The sequence below is a fragment of the Sphingobacterium psychroaquaticum genome (genome assembly GCF_004421025.1).
Taxonomy (GTDB): domain Bacteria; phylum Bacteroidota; class Bacteroidia; order Sphingobacteriales; family Sphingobacteriaceae; genus Sphingobacterium; species Sphingobacterium psychroaquaticum.
In genome coordinates this window covers 1,553,905-1,574,140 of sequence record NZ_CP038029.1, presented here as the reverse complement: position 1 = coordinate 1,574,140, position 20,236 = coordinate 1,553,905, and the positions used below count along the sequence as shown (strand labels likewise).

The window sequence follows — 20,236 nt, the reverse complement described above, 5'->3', positions numbered from 1 at the left end:
ACGCCAGAAGATTATAATCAATCATGCAATACCTTTCTTGAGGATAAAATACCTCAAAAACTAGACCTTTTTAAAGGCAATAAATACTTGATTTATATTTTACGTTGCGGTTTATACGTGTTAGTATAACGTGCAATTTACGGGTTTAATTGTCTATACACAAAAACCTCTATTTAACGCCAAAACGAGAGAAATAGAGCGCTAAAACATAGAAAAATAACACATTACAACAGGCAACATTTCGAATCAAACAATAAAAATTACAATTTTTTTAAATAACTATCGTTAGAATTTATGTCAGCTACAGAAAACCATTCCTATGAAAAAAAATGAATCTGCTTGTGTCTCTCCTCTTTTCCTTCAAGAATTTGGGGGTCTTATCCTTCTTGATTTACAATATCATATTGTAGGGATAAGCGCACAGGCGCTGCATCTGACAGCCTATAATACGACGACCTTCATAGGGATTTCTATGCAAACATTTTTTCACGAAGCTTTTCCTTCTATCGACGGTAAACTCACCAAACTCGTGAAATCGGTCGTCTTGCGTGATCTCCCTTTGCAAGTTATATCACTTCGCTATGGCGGTCGGAACTATTACTTTAAATGCCATAGGCAAGGTGAAATGATTTATCTGGAATGGGAACCTCAATTAAAAAAATATGTATCCGCTTCCAAGCTCAATGAGCTGGGGTTCTTGCTCGAACGCAGTTATCCAAATAATTGGAACATGATCTGTAAGGCAGTCAACAGTTTCTTAAAGTATGATCGCGTATTTACTATTCGGATATTCGAAACAGGACAGGCCCGTGTAATTGCGGAAGATAAGCCAGGAATGCCCGCCTTCTCGATGCACAAAGAATTTGCCGAAACATTCCTGCCGCCTGATCTTCTTTCCTATTACAATCGTGCAGCGTATCGCTATATTCCGAATCTCCGCAAACGGGAGCAGGAACTATACATTCACGATACGGACTTTGATATGCATACAACGCAACTGGCGGCGATGCCTTTTCTTCATGAGCAACATTTATTGTCGCATGGCATTGTATCTGTTATATTTTTCCCGATTATTATCAATGGCGAATTTTGGGGAATGATCATTGGTCATAACACCCAAGAAAAGCCGCTTGATCTACAAAACAGAAAACTCTGCGCTTTCTTCGTACAAAATGCATCCAGTAAATATGAAAGCAGCTTAGGGCAGCGTATCCTCGCAGAAAACACCCACCTTAAACAGGTTGAGGATATACTCAAAGAACGCTTATACCAAAACAAAACTGTCAATTGTGCGATGATACAAAGTTTGGATATCCTGCGTGAAATGACCACCGCCGATGGGGTTGCAATCTACAATGAAGGAGAATTGTACCTACATGGACACACACCCAACAGGCAAACTCTACACGCTTTAGTGAATTATCTGGGCAGGCACACCCGAAAAGCTATTTTCAAAGATCATAATTTTCGACTCAACCATCGTCAGCACTTTAAAAGTAAGCTTCCGTTCGCTGGAATCTTATCCTACAGATTGGATGAAGAAGGTAGCTACTACATCCTCTGGTTTCGAGAGGAAAAGCAAATTCAACTAACGCAGGTATATCCTCGTCCCAATAAAAAGCAAAATCGAGATGTTGGCGCGTCAACAACATTGCATTTTTCGGAGGAAAACATACATGACACAGCTGTACCGTGGGACGATAAGGATCTAAACTTTGTCTACACTTTGCGGGAAGCGATCAACACATCCATTATACAGAAAGTCAAAGAAAAAGAACGAATTACCGAAGAACTAGAGACAGCCAACAATGAGCTAGAGATGCTCACCTTTACATTATCTCATGATCTCAAAAACCCATTATCGGTGCTTCATAGTGGTTTATATTACTTAACGGACAAAGCACACACATTACAAGCCGAAAAACTTCATCAATGGCACAAGAATCTGCTAAATAGCATTGACAATATTTCAGATATTGTAAACAACATCGTCTTTCTAAGTCAAAATAAAATTAAGACGTTCACCAAAGACCCGATACCGATGAACTACTACATCCGTCGGATTGTTCAGGAATCCATTATTCTGCATCAAGCGCAACATTGTCAAATTAAATACGGAAAATTATACCCCATCTGGGGTGAAAAGAGTGCGCTCTATCAAATATTCATGAATATTATCAGTAATGCTTTGAAGTATTCTTCCTCCAAAGCAAATCCTCAAATCTTTATTACCAGCGCACTAAAAGAGGATCATATACACTATTACATCACGGACAATGGTATTGGGATTCCCGACCGACAAATAAATGCGGTTTTTGACATGTTCAACCGGGCAGATAATGCCCTGAATCATCAGGGATCGGGTATCGGATTAACACTGGTTAAACGAATTATGGATAGACTCGGTGCCACAATAAAAATCAATTCAGATCCATCTGGCACACGAGTCGACCTCTTTTTTCCCCTGGTTACTTCGTTTCCTGTTAATATGATGCAACATCTGTAATACGTCGCGCACGTTAAATCGAACAGGACATCAAAAGCTAATTCGCCCACCCGTTACCGGAATTGTCGCCCCAGACACGAAAGAGGCTCCAGTAGACGCTAAGAATACATATATAGGCGCTAGCTCGGCAGGCTGTGCAGGGCGTCCCATAGGATCTTTAGCCCCGAAGTTCTCATGATCCGGAATGGTGGATGGTATCAAGGGCGTCCATACCGGACCGGGAGCAACAGCGTTTACACGTATGCCGGTATCATCTTCCATTAACTTCTGCGCGAGATTAGCTGTAAAATTCTGAATTGCCGCCTTTGATGCAGCATAAGGCAACAATGTAGGATTAGGATCATATGCATTAACAGACGTGGTATTGATGACAGAACCGCCCTCCGGGATGTAGGGCATTGCGTATTTGATGAGGTAGAACATAGCACTCAAGTTTACCTCAAATGTTTTATTCCATTCCGCTGCGGTAATATCTTCTAGTTTTTGATAGGTCATCTGATAAGCCGCATTATTCACCAATACATCGATTCGTCCAAACTCGGCTATAGTCTTTTCCACGATGGCCTTGCACCACGTTTCTTCTTGGATATCTCCTCGAAGAAGTAGCCCTTTTCCTCCTGCTTGCTCTACCCAATTTAGCGTATTCATCGCATCTGTATCTTCGATTTCATCCTTATAAACAATAACGATGTTTGCGCCTTCGCGTGCCATAGCGATAGCCACTGCTTTACCAATTCCGGAATCACCTCCCGTAATCACGACAACTTTATTTCTCAAAAGTCCGTTTCCCTCATAACTGTATTCGCCATGGTCTGGAATAGGAGACATCACATGCTCCACCCCGGGCGGTTGTTGCGGTTGGCTTTCAAACGGCGGTTTGGCATATTTCTCACTCGGATTTTTTGTTTTGTCCTTTTTCATAATGCTCTAGTTATCGCTAATTAGGGTTCAATTTCAATGGCCATCCATCTCGCTCTCCTACCTCTATTGTTAGCAGGTATCCTTGTTTTTCATGGACTGTTCACCAATTTTAAGTAAGAATAAAGGTGCCGCCAATCGCATCATGGCACTTCCATATCCCATATATTTTAAGCCAATAGCGGTTAACGCCATAGCGCCAATAGCACACATAATAATTTTCTTTTTTTTGTGCCCAGCCGTATTTCCTTTTTTCCGCGTCATCTCATCTTCGAGAAGCTGCTTTACTTTTTCTAAATTTTCCATAATTAAACGTTTTTATCTCATCCATTATTTATCCGAATGACCTCTCGCTTTACGAATGCTATCCTTACGCATGGAATCACGCGCCACCGAATCAATTGTTCCATAGAGAAGGTTATCTTTCTCTTCTAAATTATAACGCGACCTATCCGATTCCGATATAGCGCGAGGCGCCTTGTTATCATTTTTTGTTGACTGATCCGTACAACTTAAGAGTAGAAACATAGCCAACCCTAACACGCTTTTCATTTTTATCTTTTGCATAATTTTCTGTGTTGTTGTACCTCTCGAACAAACCCATCAACCAAATAGTTGGACAAAATATAAAATGGGGTAATATTACGTATCGCCGCAGGTCTATTTCACGTAGTTTTCCCTTGAACGAAACCATAGCCAACCTGTTCGTATAATAACATACAAAATCAAAAAAAATGGAAAAGCGAACAAGAAAAGCAATTCACAGCATAGATGTTGTTATTGCTATGACCATGCAACAAGCTCCTCGCGATAGTGACAGTGATCGGCCAGATCCGGAGAGAGAGGAACGACCGGATCACACCCGCGATAAAGATCCAGTAGAGCAAGCTCCTCTCCCGTCTCCCGATATGTATCCACCGGAGCAGAGCACACCTGAAATTGAAGGATTGGATGAGAATGTACCTGAAGAACATCCCGAGACAGATATCCCACTTGAAACACCTGTACCCGACATCGATGAAATAGATCCGGATCCCGATCGAGAAATTGAAGGAGGATTATAAGGCTAAACGGAGGTACTCTCCCTAAACGTACACGAATCAGTCCACTCCGGCTGGTTCGTGTTATTTTAACCGAGTCTGACATCAGGACCGACATCTATACGTATAAATACTTAGTTACACCGGTTACTTATCCTATTCCTGATCGCAAAATGTAACATAAATAATACAACAAATACCTAAAATACCCGAAATCGCAAATTTCAGCCTCCTTTTTGTAGTACTCTGGATACATTAAAATTACATCACATGGAAAACAGAGAAATGAATTTACAGATGAACGAATGTCGAAGTACACTTCAAAAATTGGCTTACAAATTCACCAATGATCCAGAAGATATTCAAGATTTAGTGCAGGAAACACTATTCCGCGCATTAAAATATGTGGATCAGTTTTTTCAGAACCCAAGATTAATTCCTTGGCTTTATGTGATTATGAAAAATGTGTACATTAATCAGTTTAGACAACAACAACAGAAATATACCTACGAGAATTTTAAAACATCGGAATACCAGGATGCAGGCTGTATCGAACCGTTTATTGTCAGCCACGTGGAAAGCACGCTTGTTGTAAAAGATATCTATAATCTATTGAAGCGCTTTCCACAGCAATATGGAGAAATGTTCACTAAATTTATTGATGGATACAAATACAGTGAGTTATCTGATTACTATAACATGCCTGAAGGGACAATAAAATCACGTATTCATATTATACGAAAAAGCTTACGCAAGAAATTGGTCAATTATCATCAATAGACACATACCACCCAACTATAAATTACAAAAAGTAGGAAGATTACCCTTATATAGGGTAATCTTTTCTTTTTCTAGCAGGTATCATGTACTGAAGCACCTTTTATAGTCCATACAGTCGCTTCGCATTGGTTATTAAAATAGCCTCCTGCTCGTAGGTCTCTAAGGCACTTGACTGGATGTAACGCACAGCACGTTTATATTTATCGTCCTGGAAATAAGGAAAGTCACTTCCTAACAGAAGTTGCGCGAAACCAAAAGTATCACGTGAACATCGCAATGATTCTTTATGAAAATTGGCCGTATCAAACCAGAAGTTACGGAGCGTTTCCCATGGGCTAGACTGAAAGGCATTCCAATCTGTATAATTATCTTCAATGCGTTGCATCAAAAAGGGCAACACGCCGCCTAAATGTGCGACATGAAAGCGAATATGGGGGAATCTACGGGGTACATCGGCTTTCAAAAGCTGTAAGACAGCGATTGTATCTTCCATTGGAGCGCCTATAACCCACTCTAAATCGTAGTCATTTATCATACGACTATTCGCACCACAGCCGGTGGGATGGATATAAACAACAGTCTTTAACCGATTAAGCTCCTCGAAGAAGGGTAAAAATCGAGGATCAGCCAGACTATACTTATTTTGAACCAACGTGTTCAATCCAATACCCTGAAAATTTAGCTTAGTAATCGCCCGTCGGGCTTCTTTTATCGCCTCATCAACATGAGGTAGGGGCACAGCACCGTACGCCATAAATCTTCCCGGATATTGCTTAATTAAGGTCGCATATAAATCGTTAATAGATTGTGCCAGTTGATGTGCATCTCGGTTATCTCCCCACTGAGGCTGCTGCGGCGTAGCAGATAATACTTGACATTTAACACCGGCATCATCCATCATTTGCAAACGGTCTTTTAGATCCGATGCACTATTGGTCGCTCGTATATTTCGAGCGACAGCAGTGTCTTTAGCACCTAAGGTAGCTATAGCATCTAAATATTCGACACTCCATAAATGTGCATGGGTATCAATGTAGGTCAAAGGACCAACAGCTGAATCTGCTCTTTTAAAAGGTGATGTTTCACGAGAATCGTTATCGGGATGTAATGCGCAACCTATCATGTATAGTCTTTATTTGATTAATAGACCAACAAGTAACTGCAAGGAATGGTTTTAATTACTTAAGGTTTCCACTGCAAAATACGGACAGGGGTCGAGGGTACATCCAACACGCCTTCTCCATCTTTCTGCGCAGTGGTCTGTATAAATACATGAAGTATATGATTTCTTCGCCATAGCTCTGTATCGTAATTTGGTTCCCAAGAAGCTAAGGATGCTTTATCCAAATCCATCAATTTAAACCCCTTGTCCTTTAATTTATCGATCCGTAGGAGCGAGGGTCTATTGCGCCGTTCGTTATCGCGAAACAAGAGATATACAGCAGCATCTTCTCCCTTTCCTTTAACCATCAGTTGTGGCCGTGCGATTGGGATTTCTTTTGTCCCGCCTCCGCGCAGTGAAAAAGCAGTTTTCCTAAAATCTAACGAGCGCACTTGCCATTGTCCATGGATATGGTAAATCAGCTTATACTGCGGCACCAGCGCACCTGGCGAACGCCAGTAGGATGCGATGAATGGATTTCCGTCTTCGTCCGCAGCCATAGCCGTTTGGTTTATAAGCTCATGCTGCATCGCAATGTGTGTTGCATATTCTGCATTCTCCGCCGTAATCGGCAGCGTATAAGGTGTTCCTGTTGTACGCATCCACGTTACACCACCATCGGTCGAGCAAGCGTAGGCCATGTCATGATTGCTCCCCACATCCGGAGTTTCGCGCCATACCCAGGATAGATGGACTGCTCCTTTATTATCAACATAGGCCTGCCAATATGCATTTCGTTTTCCTTCCCCATCAATCAAGTTATTGTGAATACGAACCCATCTTTCTGTCTCCGGATTATATTTATTAATTACAAGATTGCCGTTGCCAGAACCTCCGTCTCTATATAAAAACAATAAAGATCCGTTGGGTAAGGCATAAAACTCCGGATAACTTACCTGTCCTTCATTCAATCCGATCATCGGCTGTTCCGAAGAAAGGGCTAAACTGCCTGGTGTGATGCTACGGGCATAACGCAAACGGGTATTATGGTGATCCCAGGCTACATGAAGGTAACCATGTGCATCCACCATGATAGCAATTACATTATGTGCATCACGGATATTACCTTTGTAATTTGTCACCTGGGTTTCCCACAGATCTGTGCCCAAGCGACGCTTTCCTAATACCACAAACCCTTCTTGATTGTAGTAGGCTGTATATTGAAAATCTGCATCACTAACCAACGCATTTTTTCTAAAGACAGCCGTATTAATAGTATTTCCAGCCCATCCCTCCCCGACAACGGATTGCTGTATCCCCGCGCAAGATGTCAATAGGAAAAACCACCAGATATATAGGGGGATCCTAGAGAACTGAGTTCGTTGTAACGCTATATTCTTCATCGCATTATCTATGTTTATCGCAGATCTACACCATAATCTTTGACCGCAGCCGCACCCGACCAAATTTGCTGCGCAGTCCAAGGCAAACTGTCCCCGGTCCAAAAGTCATCTGTTGCGGGTAAACCCAGGGGCAAAAAGAGATTTGCACAAATATAAGGGCTGCCTTGGTTGTTATAAAAGTCACCTAAGCTGGGTTGTGCACCATATAAACCTATAGTAAGCCAACCCTTCTCATAGGTTGTCGGTGCCTCCATCGTCTTTCGCAGGACGGCGGTGAGCGCACCGCGAACTTGTTTTGGCTTTAATTCCTGAGGAAGCCTCCCTTTCCATGCCATATCGGCTAGATGGTGAAATGCCGCACCCCGATAGATAACTGACCGTCCTGAAGGTGGATATGTACCGTCCGTATTGATCAATCGCTCTAAAATAGCAGCATACCGCAGGTTTCTTTTCTTGATCTTCCCAAACATATCCTTATAGGCCTCTGTTTTGTTTTCCAAAACATCGACTATGGCCGCAAGATAGGGATGGATAACAAAGCTGTTGTAATAGTCAAATGCATAATGTACCCCATCTTGGTACATCCCATCCCCCACATACCATTGCTCCAGTTGGCGCAAGCCGTAATCGACACGTACCACATCCCAATCGAGACCATATTTCGCCAAAAAAACCTCGTTCATCGCACAAAAAAGCAACCAATTGGAGTAGACAGGACGAAAGCGACGTGTTGTTTTTATCGATTCCACGAGCTGCTTCTGATATTTAACAGGTAAATTTTCCCATATCCACGGCGCGCGTACCACCGCTATTGCCAAAAAGGAGGCATCTACCAATTGCTGTCCGCCAATATCAAAACGCATAAAATCATTCGCAGCACTATCTAGGGCATTTTCCAATCCCTGGATCGTCCACTTCCGATATTGCATCCGCAATTGCACCTCTTCAGCATCGCCTCCTTCCAGCTGCAACCACGGTGCTATTCCAGATAAAACACGACCTAAAACCTCCAGGTATTGCACCTGAATACGATGGTCCCGATTATCGACATTTACGGAAGTCACCTGTGGCATGTTAATACGCAAACTATCCTGCGCTAAACTTTCCAGAACTGGCCGCGCTAACCGATCCATCTCCCGCAACCAAAAAGCACGATCTGTCTCCCTTATATGTACTGCTTGGTGTACCGTTTGTGCCGTAGTACAGATCCAACTTAACCAACATACAAGTATCACCAAACACTTTTTCATTTGCTGTTCTTTTATTTATCCAAAAAACGATAGAGCTCTGCACTAAACAGTAAAAACGCACCCACGCCAAAGCTAGCCGTCGATTTTTTATCAACAATTTGTCCCGGGATAGCCTTTTCTCCGATTGGCTGAACGTATCCTAATGCACCATCAGGTTGCAGGGCTTCATACCGCATGTAATGCCACGCACGTTCAACCACGGGGAAATAAACTTCTTTTGCTAGGTATCCCTGATTAATCCCCCACAGTATACCATAGGTAAAAAAAGCTGTACCGCTGGTCTCTGGACCAGGAGCATGGTTCGGATCCAATAAACTACGTGTCCAATAACCTTCAGGCTGCTGACATTTAGCTACGGCTTGAGCCAGCTGCACAAACCGTTCTTCAAAAAAACGACGGTGTACGTAATCTGGTGGTAGATCGGCAAGGACTTTTGCCAAGCCTGCCAACACCCAACCATCCCCACGGGCCCAAAAGTCTTTTAAACCGTTTGAACTCTTATGTTTTGGATAAATATATTTACCGTCCCTATAGTATAAATTCGCTTCCTTATCGAACATCAGGCTATCGGCAAATAGAAAGTAAGTATGTAATTTATCCAAATAACGGATATCATCTGTCAGCTGGTATAACTTAGTCATCACCGGCATGACCATATACAAACCATCGGCCCACCACCAATAATCGGTATTTGATGTGTTCATTTGATATTCCATTACTTCTTTAGCCCGTTGTATCCGTTTTGGATCGGGTTCGAGTTTATACAGGTCGATGTAAGTCTGAAAACATATCTGCCAATCACCAAACAGCACATAGTCATCTTTCTCCCCATAGCTATACTTCCATGTTGCTGGATCAGTCGACCGTGCCCCTTGCCATACATTATGCTCCGCCCACTTCAAGCTATAATTTAAATATCTCTTATCTTTTGTGAGTTTATAAGCCTCCATATTTCCGGTATGATATGCGGCAATATCCCAAAACGCCCACATCTCCGGTTTTTGATGCGCCTGCCAGTGGTCGTTCACCTTTTTGAGCGTTATCAAGACATCCTTTTTATCTAACGGCTGTGCTGTTCCCTGGAAGTACCCTACGTTACATAAAAGAAATAGGCATAAAAAGAACTTTTGAATTGTCATATTATTTCATTCTATCAGCGCAAAATCAGTTCCTGCGTTGCATTCCCTAACCATGGTGTTGTAAATCGAATTGAAGCCTGCTCACCTGGGGTGCCATTAGCTTGGACATACACGATCATCTTCCCGTGGAAAACGCGTTGCTTATTATCCGTGTAATCACCCATATCAGCATTGTTCCCCGCTTCCATTCCCAATAATTTCACATGCCCTAGAACCTGGCATGTAATCTCATTATCGGCAAGAATAACTGGATTATTATTTTCGTCAACTATTTGCAACTCTATTTGTGCTACCCCTCCTTTTGCATCGACCGTAATCGGCCCTTGCTGTACCAAGCGGATAGACTGAGGCCGTTGGTTCGTTTCGATGGTATAACGCGCCACTTCCTTTTCATTTATATCGATCCCAACAACCTCCAGTCGCCCTGCCTCATATGGAATATCCCAATGCGTAATGCCATATTGTTCATTATATGCCTTCTTCTCTCCCACGACCTTATCATTCAAAGTTAAATACGCAAAAGCGGCATTGGTATAACAAACAACGCGAATCTGCTGTCCCGGTTGATAGTTCCATACAGGCCATGCATCCATAGATGGTGCATGGTCTTTCCTATCGCCTTGCTCCGCCTCCAGGACAGACCAAACATCGGTCGCAGCGCCCCCTCCTTGCAAAGGATAAGTACCCAAATAGGCCATCGGCTTATTAGACCAAAGCGATTGACGATAGTAACCACGAGGCTTAATAAAACCAGCAAAATCCAGTAATCCCGAATAGAAACCACGCGAAGGCCAACGTCCGGATTCGCCCAGGTAGTCAATGCCCGTCCACAGAAACTGCCCAAAGATATGTTCATGATCTGCAACTGCTTTCCATGCACCAAAATCGTGTCTGTTTTCACTACCAAAAATAACCCGATCGGGATAGCGTTTATGATCTTCCTGGTACCTGCTTTCTGTATAATTATATCCTGCAATATCCAAGGCCCCCGGATAAGCGGTCTCATTAGACATCGCTACACCGGCCAACCCAGCTGTGACCGGACGGCTTTGGTCGTATTGACGTACGATAGCTGCTAAACGCTTGGCAATATCGCCTAGACGCATGGCATCAGGCGCCTCTTTTTTATATCCGCCATAGGATGCTTGCGTAAAGCCTCCTTCTTTCTTCTCTCCGTCTAAGATGGGGTGTGAATAAGGGTCATTTGGATAATCCACTTCATTACCGATACTCCAGGCAAATATGGAAATATGGTTACGATCTCTCTTTACCAGATCCGCCAGGTCGCGCGCTCCCCACTCTTCAAAAAAATCGTATGCTCCCTGAAAGCCTGGGTTGCCATTATTCCACCCTTGAAGCCATTTTCGCTTCGGGAACTCCCACTCATCAAAAGCCTCATCCATCACCAATAGCCCCAACTCATCACACAGATCGTACAGGGATGTTGCTTGTGGGTTATGACTTGTACGGATCGCATTTACCCCCAGCTCCTTTAAGGTCAATAAACGGCGGCGCCACACCTCAGGATACACTTCCGCCCCCAATACACCTGCATCGTGGTGTAAGCAAACGCCTTTCACTTTCATGCGTTCGCCATTTAAGGCAAAGCCTGTATTGGGATCAAAAGTAAAAGACCGAAAGCCTGTTTTCACTGTGGACTGATCAATCGTTGTTCCATTGTGGAGGACAGTCGTCCGCAACGTATATTGGTTCGGTTGGTCGAGGCTCCATAGCAAGGGACGTGATACATCGATCGAAAAAGGAATAGCATGTTGCTTTCCCGCTGCAACCTGCGCCTTGGTCACCTTCTTCGCTACAACCTCTCCTTTAGGGTCAAGCAACTCGCCCAGCACGGATACCTGTACAGCTTGCATGGACTCATTATTTACCGTGGCCTCCACCTGCAGTGTTCCCTTCGTACCTTTCAGCTCCGGATAGGCATATACGCCCCACTGATCAAGGTGCACTTGATTGGACCGCACCAACCACACATCGCGGTAAATGCCGGAGCCGGTATACCAACGGGAATCGGCATCCTGACTATGATCTACGCGCACGGCCAACATATTATCGCCCGGCTTCAGATACGGTGTTACCTCATACATAAAAGAGATGTAACCATTAGGCCGCTTTCCCAGGCTTTTTCCATTAATAAAAACCTCGCTTCTGTTATAAACTCCTTCAAAATAAATAAATACTTTTTCATCCTTGTTTTCGAGAGTCATTGGAATATTTTTCCGGTACCAACCAATTCCACCTGGTAAATAACCGGTAGCACTGGCCAAGGTGGGACTCAGCTGCTGTTTAACAGTCCAGTCGTGTGGCAACTGTACACGTCGCCATCCCCGATTATTTGTATTTGCTTGATTTTGTCCATCGGTATCGCCTAAATGAAAAGCCCAATCTGTATTGATTTTCTCAGCACGGCCAAAACCAGGCTGTCCGAAAGCGGTTCCGGCACTGAATAAAGCCGCGACAAAACCGACTATGGTATATTTTATTAAATTTCTCATCGTTTTTTATTTAAACGGAAAAAGTTATCCTACTTCCCTTAGTTCGTTGGTATTATAGGTACAATATGACCTTGGGTATCAAAATACATAGGATCCATGCATACCTCTCGATGAAATCCCGCCGCTTCTCCCATATGGATACCATCAGGCGAGTTGAAGCGGTGATACACGATGTACCATTCATCTTTGCCCGGAATTTGCAATACCGAATTATGCCCAGTACCATAAATCCCTTTATGCGCATCTTTCGAGAGAATAAGATTGTTCGTAGGAATCTCAACAGGACCTAACGGGGACTTGGACGTTCCGTAACGGACACTGTAATTAGGACTTCGCGTATCATCTTCTGACCAGAAGAAGTAATAGGTACCTTTTCTATAAATCACGTATACCCCTTCCCGGAACGTTTTATCGATGGTTATCGTTTGCACCGTATTTTGTTTTATTGACACCATATCTTTGTTCAGCTCAGCCACAGCCAGATAGCCATTGCCCCAATAGAGATAACTTTTACCCGATTTGGGATCTGTAAAAACAGCAGGATCGATTTCTTGTCCACCTTGCACACCTGTGGGCTTAAAATCAATTAATGGCTTTCCTGAATCCACAAAAGGGCCCGTTGGCAGATCCGAAACGGCCACACCTATTTTTTGCGCTGCCGTGAAATAATAGTAGTATTGATATTTATTTTTTATCTTTTTCTCCGTGATGGTCGGTGCCCAGGCATTACGGTCTGCCCATGATACATCTCTTTTTAAATCGAGAATTACCCCCTCATCTTTCCAGTCTTTAAGATTATCGGATGAGAAAGTCTTAAAATAATATCCTCCCCAACTGTCAAAACCGTCGCTTGTTGGATAGATATAATACCGACCTGTCTTATTGGAATATAATACATCTGGATCCGCATAGAAACCTTCTAAGACTGGATTCTTCGTTTCAGGCAAAGTTATTCCTTCCGGCAGCCCCCAGCGATCAGTTACTGCTTTAAGTTCCTTTCTGGAAAGTGGAATGATGGAACCATGACGCGGATGAAAATCCATATTCACGTCGTGATCGATCACATGGAAGACATCCAGATCACGACTTTCGCAGAACTGATATTTTCCTTTTCCGTATACATCATACATCAAGATATATGTATCCGAATGATTTAATTTGAATACACTTGATCCTTCAACGGCATCTTTTGTCTGTTGTTTGTATCCGGGTTGTTCAATCCATTTTCCGCCGGTCAAATCATCGGTTAGGGCTAATCGGATACCGTTACCATGTCCTTCCGTTTTATAAAAAAGATAATACAGTCCATTTTTATTAATGATATCGCCATCAATACAAGACTTTCCGTTCTTCGGTAAGAATAATACTTGCGGTTCACCTTCAAAATCCGTGAAGCTCGCATTGGCGTATGCGTAGTATATAATATCTGGTCCGGCACCGTGTTGCATAGACCAGTATACCATATACTTTCCTTTTACGGGGTCGAAAATCGTTTGTGGGGCCCATACTCGCTTTAAATCCTCTTGTCCGCGGTACCGTTCTTGAATATTAATAACGGAATGCTTCCAGTTCACGAGGTCATCCGACCGCAGTAACACCATCGCACGGTTGGAATCCCAGCCCTTCGAGGATGTCATATCGGTTAATACCATATAAAAACCATCGCCGTGCTCCCCCCGCAAGATATGCGGATCACGTACACCTCCGGTCGTACTGATTACTTCAGAGGAAAGAACAGGTTGATTGCTGTTCAGTGCCTTGTAGGTGTATCCATCTGTACTGATGGCAAAACATACCGCTTCGTCCGCCACTGCATTACCTTTGAAGTACGCAAATAAATATCCGGCAAAATCCTTCGGTGCGGGTCCTTGTTTGTACTGCGCGTAAAGGTTTAGGTTAGGTAGCATAAGCGTGAGCAACAATATACTTTTCAGTGCTAGCGTTATCTTCAGCATTTCTATTTTCTTTAGTAAACAAATCTAGGAATCATTCATAGTCATTAACAGGGGGATTTTCTTCATTCAAAGAGGTCAAATTCGTCAGTCCCGGCCTCTTTTGTTCCCCCTATTAACTTATCATATAAACGAGGCTTAGATTACGGAAACCTAAGCCTCGTAAAGAGTTTATTTTTGATATCTAATAGCGGGCTAAAAACCGATTGCACCACTACCACCTACCACCGGCCATCCTGGATTTTGATAAACAACAGACTGGTCTGCACTATTGCTCGAGGAAGTAATCAGGAAGTGTTCAATAGCAATTGGTGCGAGGTAATGTGCCATAGCAAACTTAACTCCCGCATAAGATAGCGCATTACTGCGAATCTCTAAGGGGCGTAAGTATGTACTCCGTGCAGGGTCTGATACGACAGCTTTATCGTTCGCGGCTCCATACACCAATTGAGCATCTGTAAACCACGTTTTCATCGGTCCCCATAATTTAAATCCTTCGATATGATCCGGCGTTTGTGTTAGCTGGTCCATAGCTCGCCAGCGCTTCAAATCCATCCATCGAAGACCTTCTGCCATCAGCTCATTGCGTCGTTCCCGGCGAATATTGTACAATGTTGGCGATATTAAATTAGCTCCTGAATATGCTCCCCAATCGCGTTTCTCTTTAGACATTTCCGTTGCCGCAATCGTTTTGTTAAAGTCGGGATCGACTTTAGCACGCGTACGTAATGCGGACCAATAAGCCTGTGCTTTGTTATCCAGACTTCCGTTTTTCTCGAAACATGCTTCCATATAATTCAGGTAAGCCTCTGTCGCACGGAAGGTAATGCTTCCTGTAAATGCACCTCCATTATTCGTTTGTAGACCATCATATGAAATGCCCTTACGAATCGTGTACCCTGAGGTATAGCGTTGCTCCCAGTTCGATTCCCAAATTCTTGGGATAGGCTCCACCAAAGTAAAGTGTGTTCCGGAACCGATATTTACAAGAACATTTTTCTGTCCCGGTTCCTTTAAAAATAATTGCAAACGACCATCCCGCTCTTTACGAACATCGCCAATATAATCATCTCCATGATAGCCGCTACCTGCTGCATAGATTGGTAATCCATTCTGCATTAAGAAACTTTCAACCATGCTTCGCGTCAATCCAACGGCATAATTTCCCGATTGTGCATAAACAGGTACATTATGTGTTACCAAACTTTGGTTATATTGTCGCCATAAGAGCACTTCTCCATAAGTAGACATATCGACAGCGCCAAACATACTGAAATATGGATTTTCATTGTTCGCAGATTCGATTATCCCCGTATTGTTGACCAACGGAATATTATCTGCTACAGATGCAGCCGCTTCCATAGCCTGCGTAAGGAAGAAGTCAATCTCACCGTCAATACTTCCGGATGGAAATTGATAACCGGCATTATAGTCTTTGCTTGCTCCAGGCCAATTTGCGCCATTTGGAACAAAAGCTGTTCCTTTAAAATACTTTAGCCAGGTACCTTCATACAGTGCAACACGCGATTTCAATAACAAGGCTACATTTTTGGATAACCGTTGCTTCCGTCCATCAGGTGAACTCGATTTCATTAAGGTAATAGCAGAGTCTAAATCGGATAAGATGAAGCGTGCCACTTCGTTTCGCGGAGAACGTTTACTCGCCTCTACTAAAATCTGCTTGTCTTTATCTGACATTACATTTTTTACGATTGGAAAATCGCCTAGATCCTGTAGTTTTTTAAAATACTCATGTGCTCTTAAGAAATAGGCTTCACCAAGGTAATGTCCAATATTTTCCGCACTTCCCGTAATTTTGTTGTTCTTCCATTTCGGAACAACATCGTTAATGAAATAATTCATTTGGTAGATGTTGGTGAATGACCACTCTCCACCGGTAGCCCCAACGCGCCATTGTCCTGGAATAAACCGATTGTCCAAGTTTGGGATAACCATATTATCGGTGTTCCCATCTATTCCGAATGTTCCAAAAGACCAATTCCCATGAGAGGATAAGATATCGGTATAACGCGCAATCGTATAAGCCCCAAGTTGGGCTTCATCTTGTAAATATACCTCCGGAATAATCTGGGAAGGAGGCGCTATATCTAGATATTTATTACATGAAGTAACAGCGGTTATTAGCGCTACTCCACCGACTATTTTATATATATAATGATTAAGAAATTTCATGAGAATAATAGTTAAAATGTAAGACTTAAACCAGCTGACCATACCTTTTGGAGTGGATAAACGGTACCATTTTTACCACCATCGATGGTCTCAGGGTCAAACATCCCTGCCACTTTAGAACTTGTCCAGACATTCTCCCCAGACAAATAAATCCGCAATCGAGATACCCCAAAACGAGATGTCGTTGTCGCAGGTATAGTATATCCGACCTGAATATTTTTTAGACGTATATAAGATGCATCTTGTAGGTAACGTGTCTGCACTTGTTGGTTTTTGCTGGTACCAAAAACCGGGCGTGCATAATACGCATCTAGATTTTCACCCAAAGCATTGTTTGCATCTCTAAAGTAATCCAAATGATCCGTTAAGCCTGTTGACCACCATTTATTGGATGTCGCTCCCCAGAAATAATATCCACCTTGCCATACATCACGCTTCATAACCCCTTGGAAGAATAAGCTGACATCGAAGTTTTTGTAATCACCATTTAAATTAAGGCCGAACGTATAACGTGGGGTGTTGTTTCCAATGACGCGTTTATCACCAGGGTTTCCTTCGGTATCACTACCGAATCCAATTTTACCATCCCCATCCATATCTTTATACATAATATCACCAGCCCCCCATTGCGTACCTAGCGCATCCTGTCCACCATTCGGTAGACTGGCTAAATGGGCATCCATTTCGGCCTGCGATTTAGCAATACCCAAGGTGGTGTACCCCCAAATATCGCCCAGCTTCTGTCCTTCTAAAAACATGTTTGATGCCGGTAGCGTTCCAATCAGATTCGGATAACGCGTAACCGTCGTGGAATAGTCGGATAAAAGGAATTTAGCGCCGTAACCTACCCCACCCTTCGTACGATCGTTCCATCCGATCGACGCTTCAAATCCCGTGGTTTTCAAATCCGTATTGTTTGTACGCGGCACAGGTGTACCCAATACGACAGGGAGTTGCGGAGCGGGACCAACCATATCATCTGTTCTTCGACTAAAAACTTCAAAAGAGCCAGACAACCGGTTGCTTAAAAAAGCAAAATCTAAGCCCATGTTGAGTGTACGGATAGTTTCCCACGTCAGCAGTGCACTAACTAGACCAGGTGCACTTGCGGTGTTAGGTCTCGTATTATTTATCAACCACCCGCCATTTGCTGTCCCCGTAGGCATCACAACATAGGTTGGGTACAATGGTTTTGTATTTTGATTTCCCAGTTCCCCATAGGAAGCTCTTACTTTAAACAGATTGACAAATGGTAAAGCTTGCTGAAAAAAGTGCTCTCTGGAAACATTCCATCCTGCAGAAACCGAAGGAAAAAATCCCCACCTGCTATCAGACCGGAAACGAGAGGAACCATCATAACGCATATTTACTTCCAGCAGGTAACGACTATCGTAGTCATAGTTCACGCGTGCAAAGAAACCTGCTGTCGCCCAATTTTGATATTCCCCGGATACAGCAGGAACCACTGGGTTTCCGTTAATATCAGTGCCTGAAGCTAAATTAATAACAGGCTGATTGGGTAAAATAATGCCGTCGCGTTGTACGGATAGATTTCTAAAAGCTAAATTCTCCGTTTGGAAACCACCCATACCTTTTAGGTGATGGCTGCCCCAATATTTATCATACTCCGAATAGATATTGATGTTGTAGTAATTTTCCTTCCAGCCAAACTCATACACATTAGATGTATTTTTGTACAAATAAGGAACTCCGTTGACATCGTGATTATAAAGTCTCTGAGAATCCCAATGTCTAAACTCGGTCGTTGTTCTATAATTTAAATTTGTGTATGTTTTCCACCCTTTGATCGGCTCTAATATAAGCTGCAATTGCTGGTAAATAAAGTCTTTGGTCGAACGATCGCTTCCACCATCGCGCATACCTAAAGCTGGAGATGGCGAGCTAAACAAATAACCATTAGGATCATATAGCGGTAACGTTGGCCAGCCTTGACGTCCTAGATCATCATAAAATGAGTCTGTAAGATTTGCCGGTCTTTCGTAGTCTTCGCGTACTAAACGAGCAGTATAACCTACTGTAAAAATATCCGAAACCTGCGAATTGATTCTTGCTGACACTGCATACCGATCATAATGATCTGTATTGAAAGCCATCAACCCCTGTTGTTTCATAACGTTACCTGACAAGTAGTAGGTTGTTTTTTCTGAACCTCCATTGAGGCTCAAGTTATGTTCATGCGCAAAAGCATGGTCGCGGTACATGACGTCAAACCAATCTACATTATCATTTCCATAGGCATAACCTTCACCCCATTGCGATTTGTTGTTGGGGTTAATAATGGTTGAATTTTTATTCACACCATGCTGATAGTCCAAAATACGTTGTAAGTGCTCCGCAGAATAGTGTGGGTTTCCGTTACCATTTACTTCAGCTTGATTGAAGTATTGTGCAAAAGAATACGAATCCATCATTTTAGGCATGAGGGTTGGGGCATTTAACCGAAGACTATTGTTGTAGTTTACGGCAGTTTTTCCGGCTTTACCTGATTTAGTCGTAACCAAGATAACACCGAAAGCGGCTCTTGCCCCGTAAATAGAAGCGGCTCCCGCATCTTTAAGGATGGAGATGGTTTCTATATCTTGCGGATTTAAAGCCGTCAGTGAACCTTCCGAACCATCAATCAAGACTAATGGTGCCGATGATGATGTTTCGTCAATCGTACCAATACCACGAATGTTTATGCTTGGGCTACTCCCTAAAGAGCCACTATTTTGCGAAATATTTAAGCCAGGAGCCAAACCTTGTAACGCTTGGGCAGCATTTTGAACCGGACGATTTTCAAGCTGTTTCGCGTCGACAATGGCCACAGATCCCGTTAGATTTCCCTTCCTCTGCGTACCAAACCCCACAACCACCACTTCATCCAGAGTTTGATCATTCGATTCCAACACAATGTGAAGTGGACCGCTAGCCGGAATTAGTACACGTTGACTTTGATAGCCTATCGATCGTATCAATAAGTAACCTTTTTCTGCATTTAATTTAAATTCTCCCTTTTCATTTGTTGTCGTTCCGGATGTTGCTCCTTCCACAATGACCGTTGCCCCCATTACGGGCGCACTGTCTTTGTTGAGAACATGACCGAAAATCTTCTCTTGTGCGTACGTTAGATTTGGAATAATCCACATCAACATACCAATAAAAATAAGCTGTAGGTTGTTCATTAGTTTGTTTAGTTATTGATTTAAATAAGTCTCCGTACCCTGCGAAAAATTCTTCATGACTGAAAAATAACTTCTCTCAGATATACTTCGACTAGCTTTTCAAAATTTTATTGGTGGTTTATACTTCCCGTTCCAAATATGCTGAAAAATTATTAAATGTAAAATAAACATTTAATAATTTATTAACTTTTTTTATCCATATATTCTCACCGTTTTTTGATATATGATAACCTTATTTGAAAAAAAAGATTGAAA

At 42.7% G+C, this 20,236-nt stretch carries 14 protein-coding genes; 3 read left to right on the top strand and 11 right to left on the bottom strand.

Features of this window, described 5'->3' with window-relative positions:
• Window positions 1-319: 319 nt before the first annotated feature.
• A complete protein-coding gene (locus tag E2P86_RS06480) occupies window positions 320-2,506 on the top strand; it encodes a GAF domain-containing sensor histidine kinase (protein WP_134431689.1) in 2,187 nt (728 codons plus the stop codon).
• Window positions 2,507-2,536: 30 nt separating this feature from the next.
• Here E2P86_RS06480 and E2P86_RS06475 read toward each other — a convergent pair whose 3' ends face one another.
• From E2P86_RS06475 to E2P86_RS06465, 3 genes are all read right to left on the bottom strand, one after another.
• Window positions 2,537-3,427, bottom strand: a complete 891-nt coding sequence (locus E2P86_RS06475; protein ID WP_134431686.1) for an SDR family oxidoreductase — start codon at window positions 3,425-3,427, stop codon at window positions 2,537-2,539.
• A gap of 69 nt (window positions 3,428-3,496) precedes the next feature.
• Window positions 3,497-3,730, bottom strand: a complete 234-nt coding sequence (locus E2P86_RS06470; RefSeq protein WP_134431684.1) for a hypothetical protein — start codon at window positions 3,728-3,730, stop codon at window positions 3,497-3,499.
• A gap of 24 nt (window positions 3,731-3,754) precedes the next feature.
• Window positions 3,755-3,991: a hypothetical protein gene (locus E2P86_RS06465; RefSeq protein ID WP_134431681.1), complete on the bottom strand. Its 237-nt coding sequence runs from the start codon at window positions 3,989-3,991 to the stop codon at window positions 3,755-3,757.
• Window positions 3,992-4,158: 167 nt separating this feature from the next.
• On the opposite strand from E2P86_RS06465, the gene E2P86_RS06460 reads away from it, so the two are divergent.
• Window positions 4,159-4,488 (top strand): hypothetical protein, encoded by a 330-nt coding sequence (locus E2P86_RS06460; RefSeq protein WP_134431678.1) that lies wholly within the window; start codon window positions 4,159-4,161, stop codon window positions 4,486-4,488.
• 246 nt (window positions 4,489-4,734) lie between these two features.
• The gene (locus E2P86_RS06455) at window positions 4,735-5,244 is read left to right on the top strand and encodes an RNA polymerase sigma factor (RefSeq protein WP_134431675.1); all 510 of its coding nucleotides are present in this window, start codon (window positions 4,735-4,737) and stop codon (window positions 5,242-5,244) included.
• Window positions 5,245-5,344: 100 nt separating this feature from the next.
• Here the strand turns inward: E2P86_RS06455 and E2P86_RS06450 are convergent, their stop codons facing one another.
• From E2P86_RS06450 to E2P86_RS06415, 8 genes are all read right to left on the bottom strand, one after another.
• Window positions 5,345-6,367 (bottom strand): amidohydrolase family protein, encoded by a 1,023-nt coding sequence (locus E2P86_RS06450; RefSeq protein ID WP_134431672.1) that lies wholly within the window; start codon window positions 6,365-6,367, stop codon window positions 5,345-5,347.
• Window positions 6,368-6,426: 59 nt separating this feature from the next.
• On the bottom strand, window positions 6,427-7,749 hold the full coding sequence (locus E2P86_RS06445; protein ID WP_134431670.1) for a BNR repeat-containing protein: 1,323 nt from the start codon (window positions 7,747-7,749) through the stop codon (window positions 6,427-6,429).
• Window positions 7,750-7,763: 14 nt separating this feature from the next.
• Entirely contained in the window at window positions 7,764-8,999 is a 1,236-nt protein-coding gene (locus E2P86_RS06440; RefSeq protein WP_134431667.1) for a DUF2264 domain-containing protein, read from the bottom strand.
• Window positions 9,000-9,010: 11 nt separating this feature from the next.
• Window positions 9,011-10,138: a glycoside hydrolase family 88/105 protein gene (locus tag E2P86_RS06435; protein WP_134431664.1), complete on the bottom strand. Its 1,128-nt coding sequence runs from the start codon at window positions 10,136-10,138 to the stop codon at window positions 9,011-9,013.
• Between the two features lie 14 nt (window positions 10,139-10,152).
• Complete coding sequence (locus E2P86_RS06430) at window positions 10,153-12,651, bottom strand: sugar-binding domain-containing protein (RefSeq protein ID WP_134431661.1); 2,499 nt, start codon at window positions 12,649-12,651, stop codon at window positions 10,153-10,155.
• A 38-nt stretch (window positions 12,652-12,689) separates the two neighbouring features.
• Complete coding sequence (locus tag E2P86_RS06425; RefSeq protein WP_134431658.1) at window positions 12,690-14,606, bottom strand: family 43 glycosylhydrolase; 1,917 nt, start codon at window positions 14,604-14,606, stop codon at window positions 12,690-12,692.
• A gap of 192 nt (window positions 14,607-14,798) precedes the next feature.
• Entirely contained in the window at window positions 14,799-16,796 is a 1,998-nt protein-coding gene (locus E2P86_RS06420) for a RagB/SusD family nutrient uptake outer membrane protein (RefSeq protein ID WP_134431655.1), read from the bottom strand.
• A gap of 11 nt (window positions 16,797-16,807) precedes the next feature.
• Window positions 16,808-19,981 carry a SusC/RagA family TonB-linked outer membrane protein gene (locus E2P86_RS06415; RefSeq protein ID WP_206367997.1) on the bottom strand — a complete coding sequence of 1,058 codons (3,174 nt, stop codon included), beginning with the start codon at window positions 19,979-19,981 and terminating at the stop codon, window positions 16,808-16,810.
• Window positions 19,982-20,236: the final 255 nt, after the last annotated feature.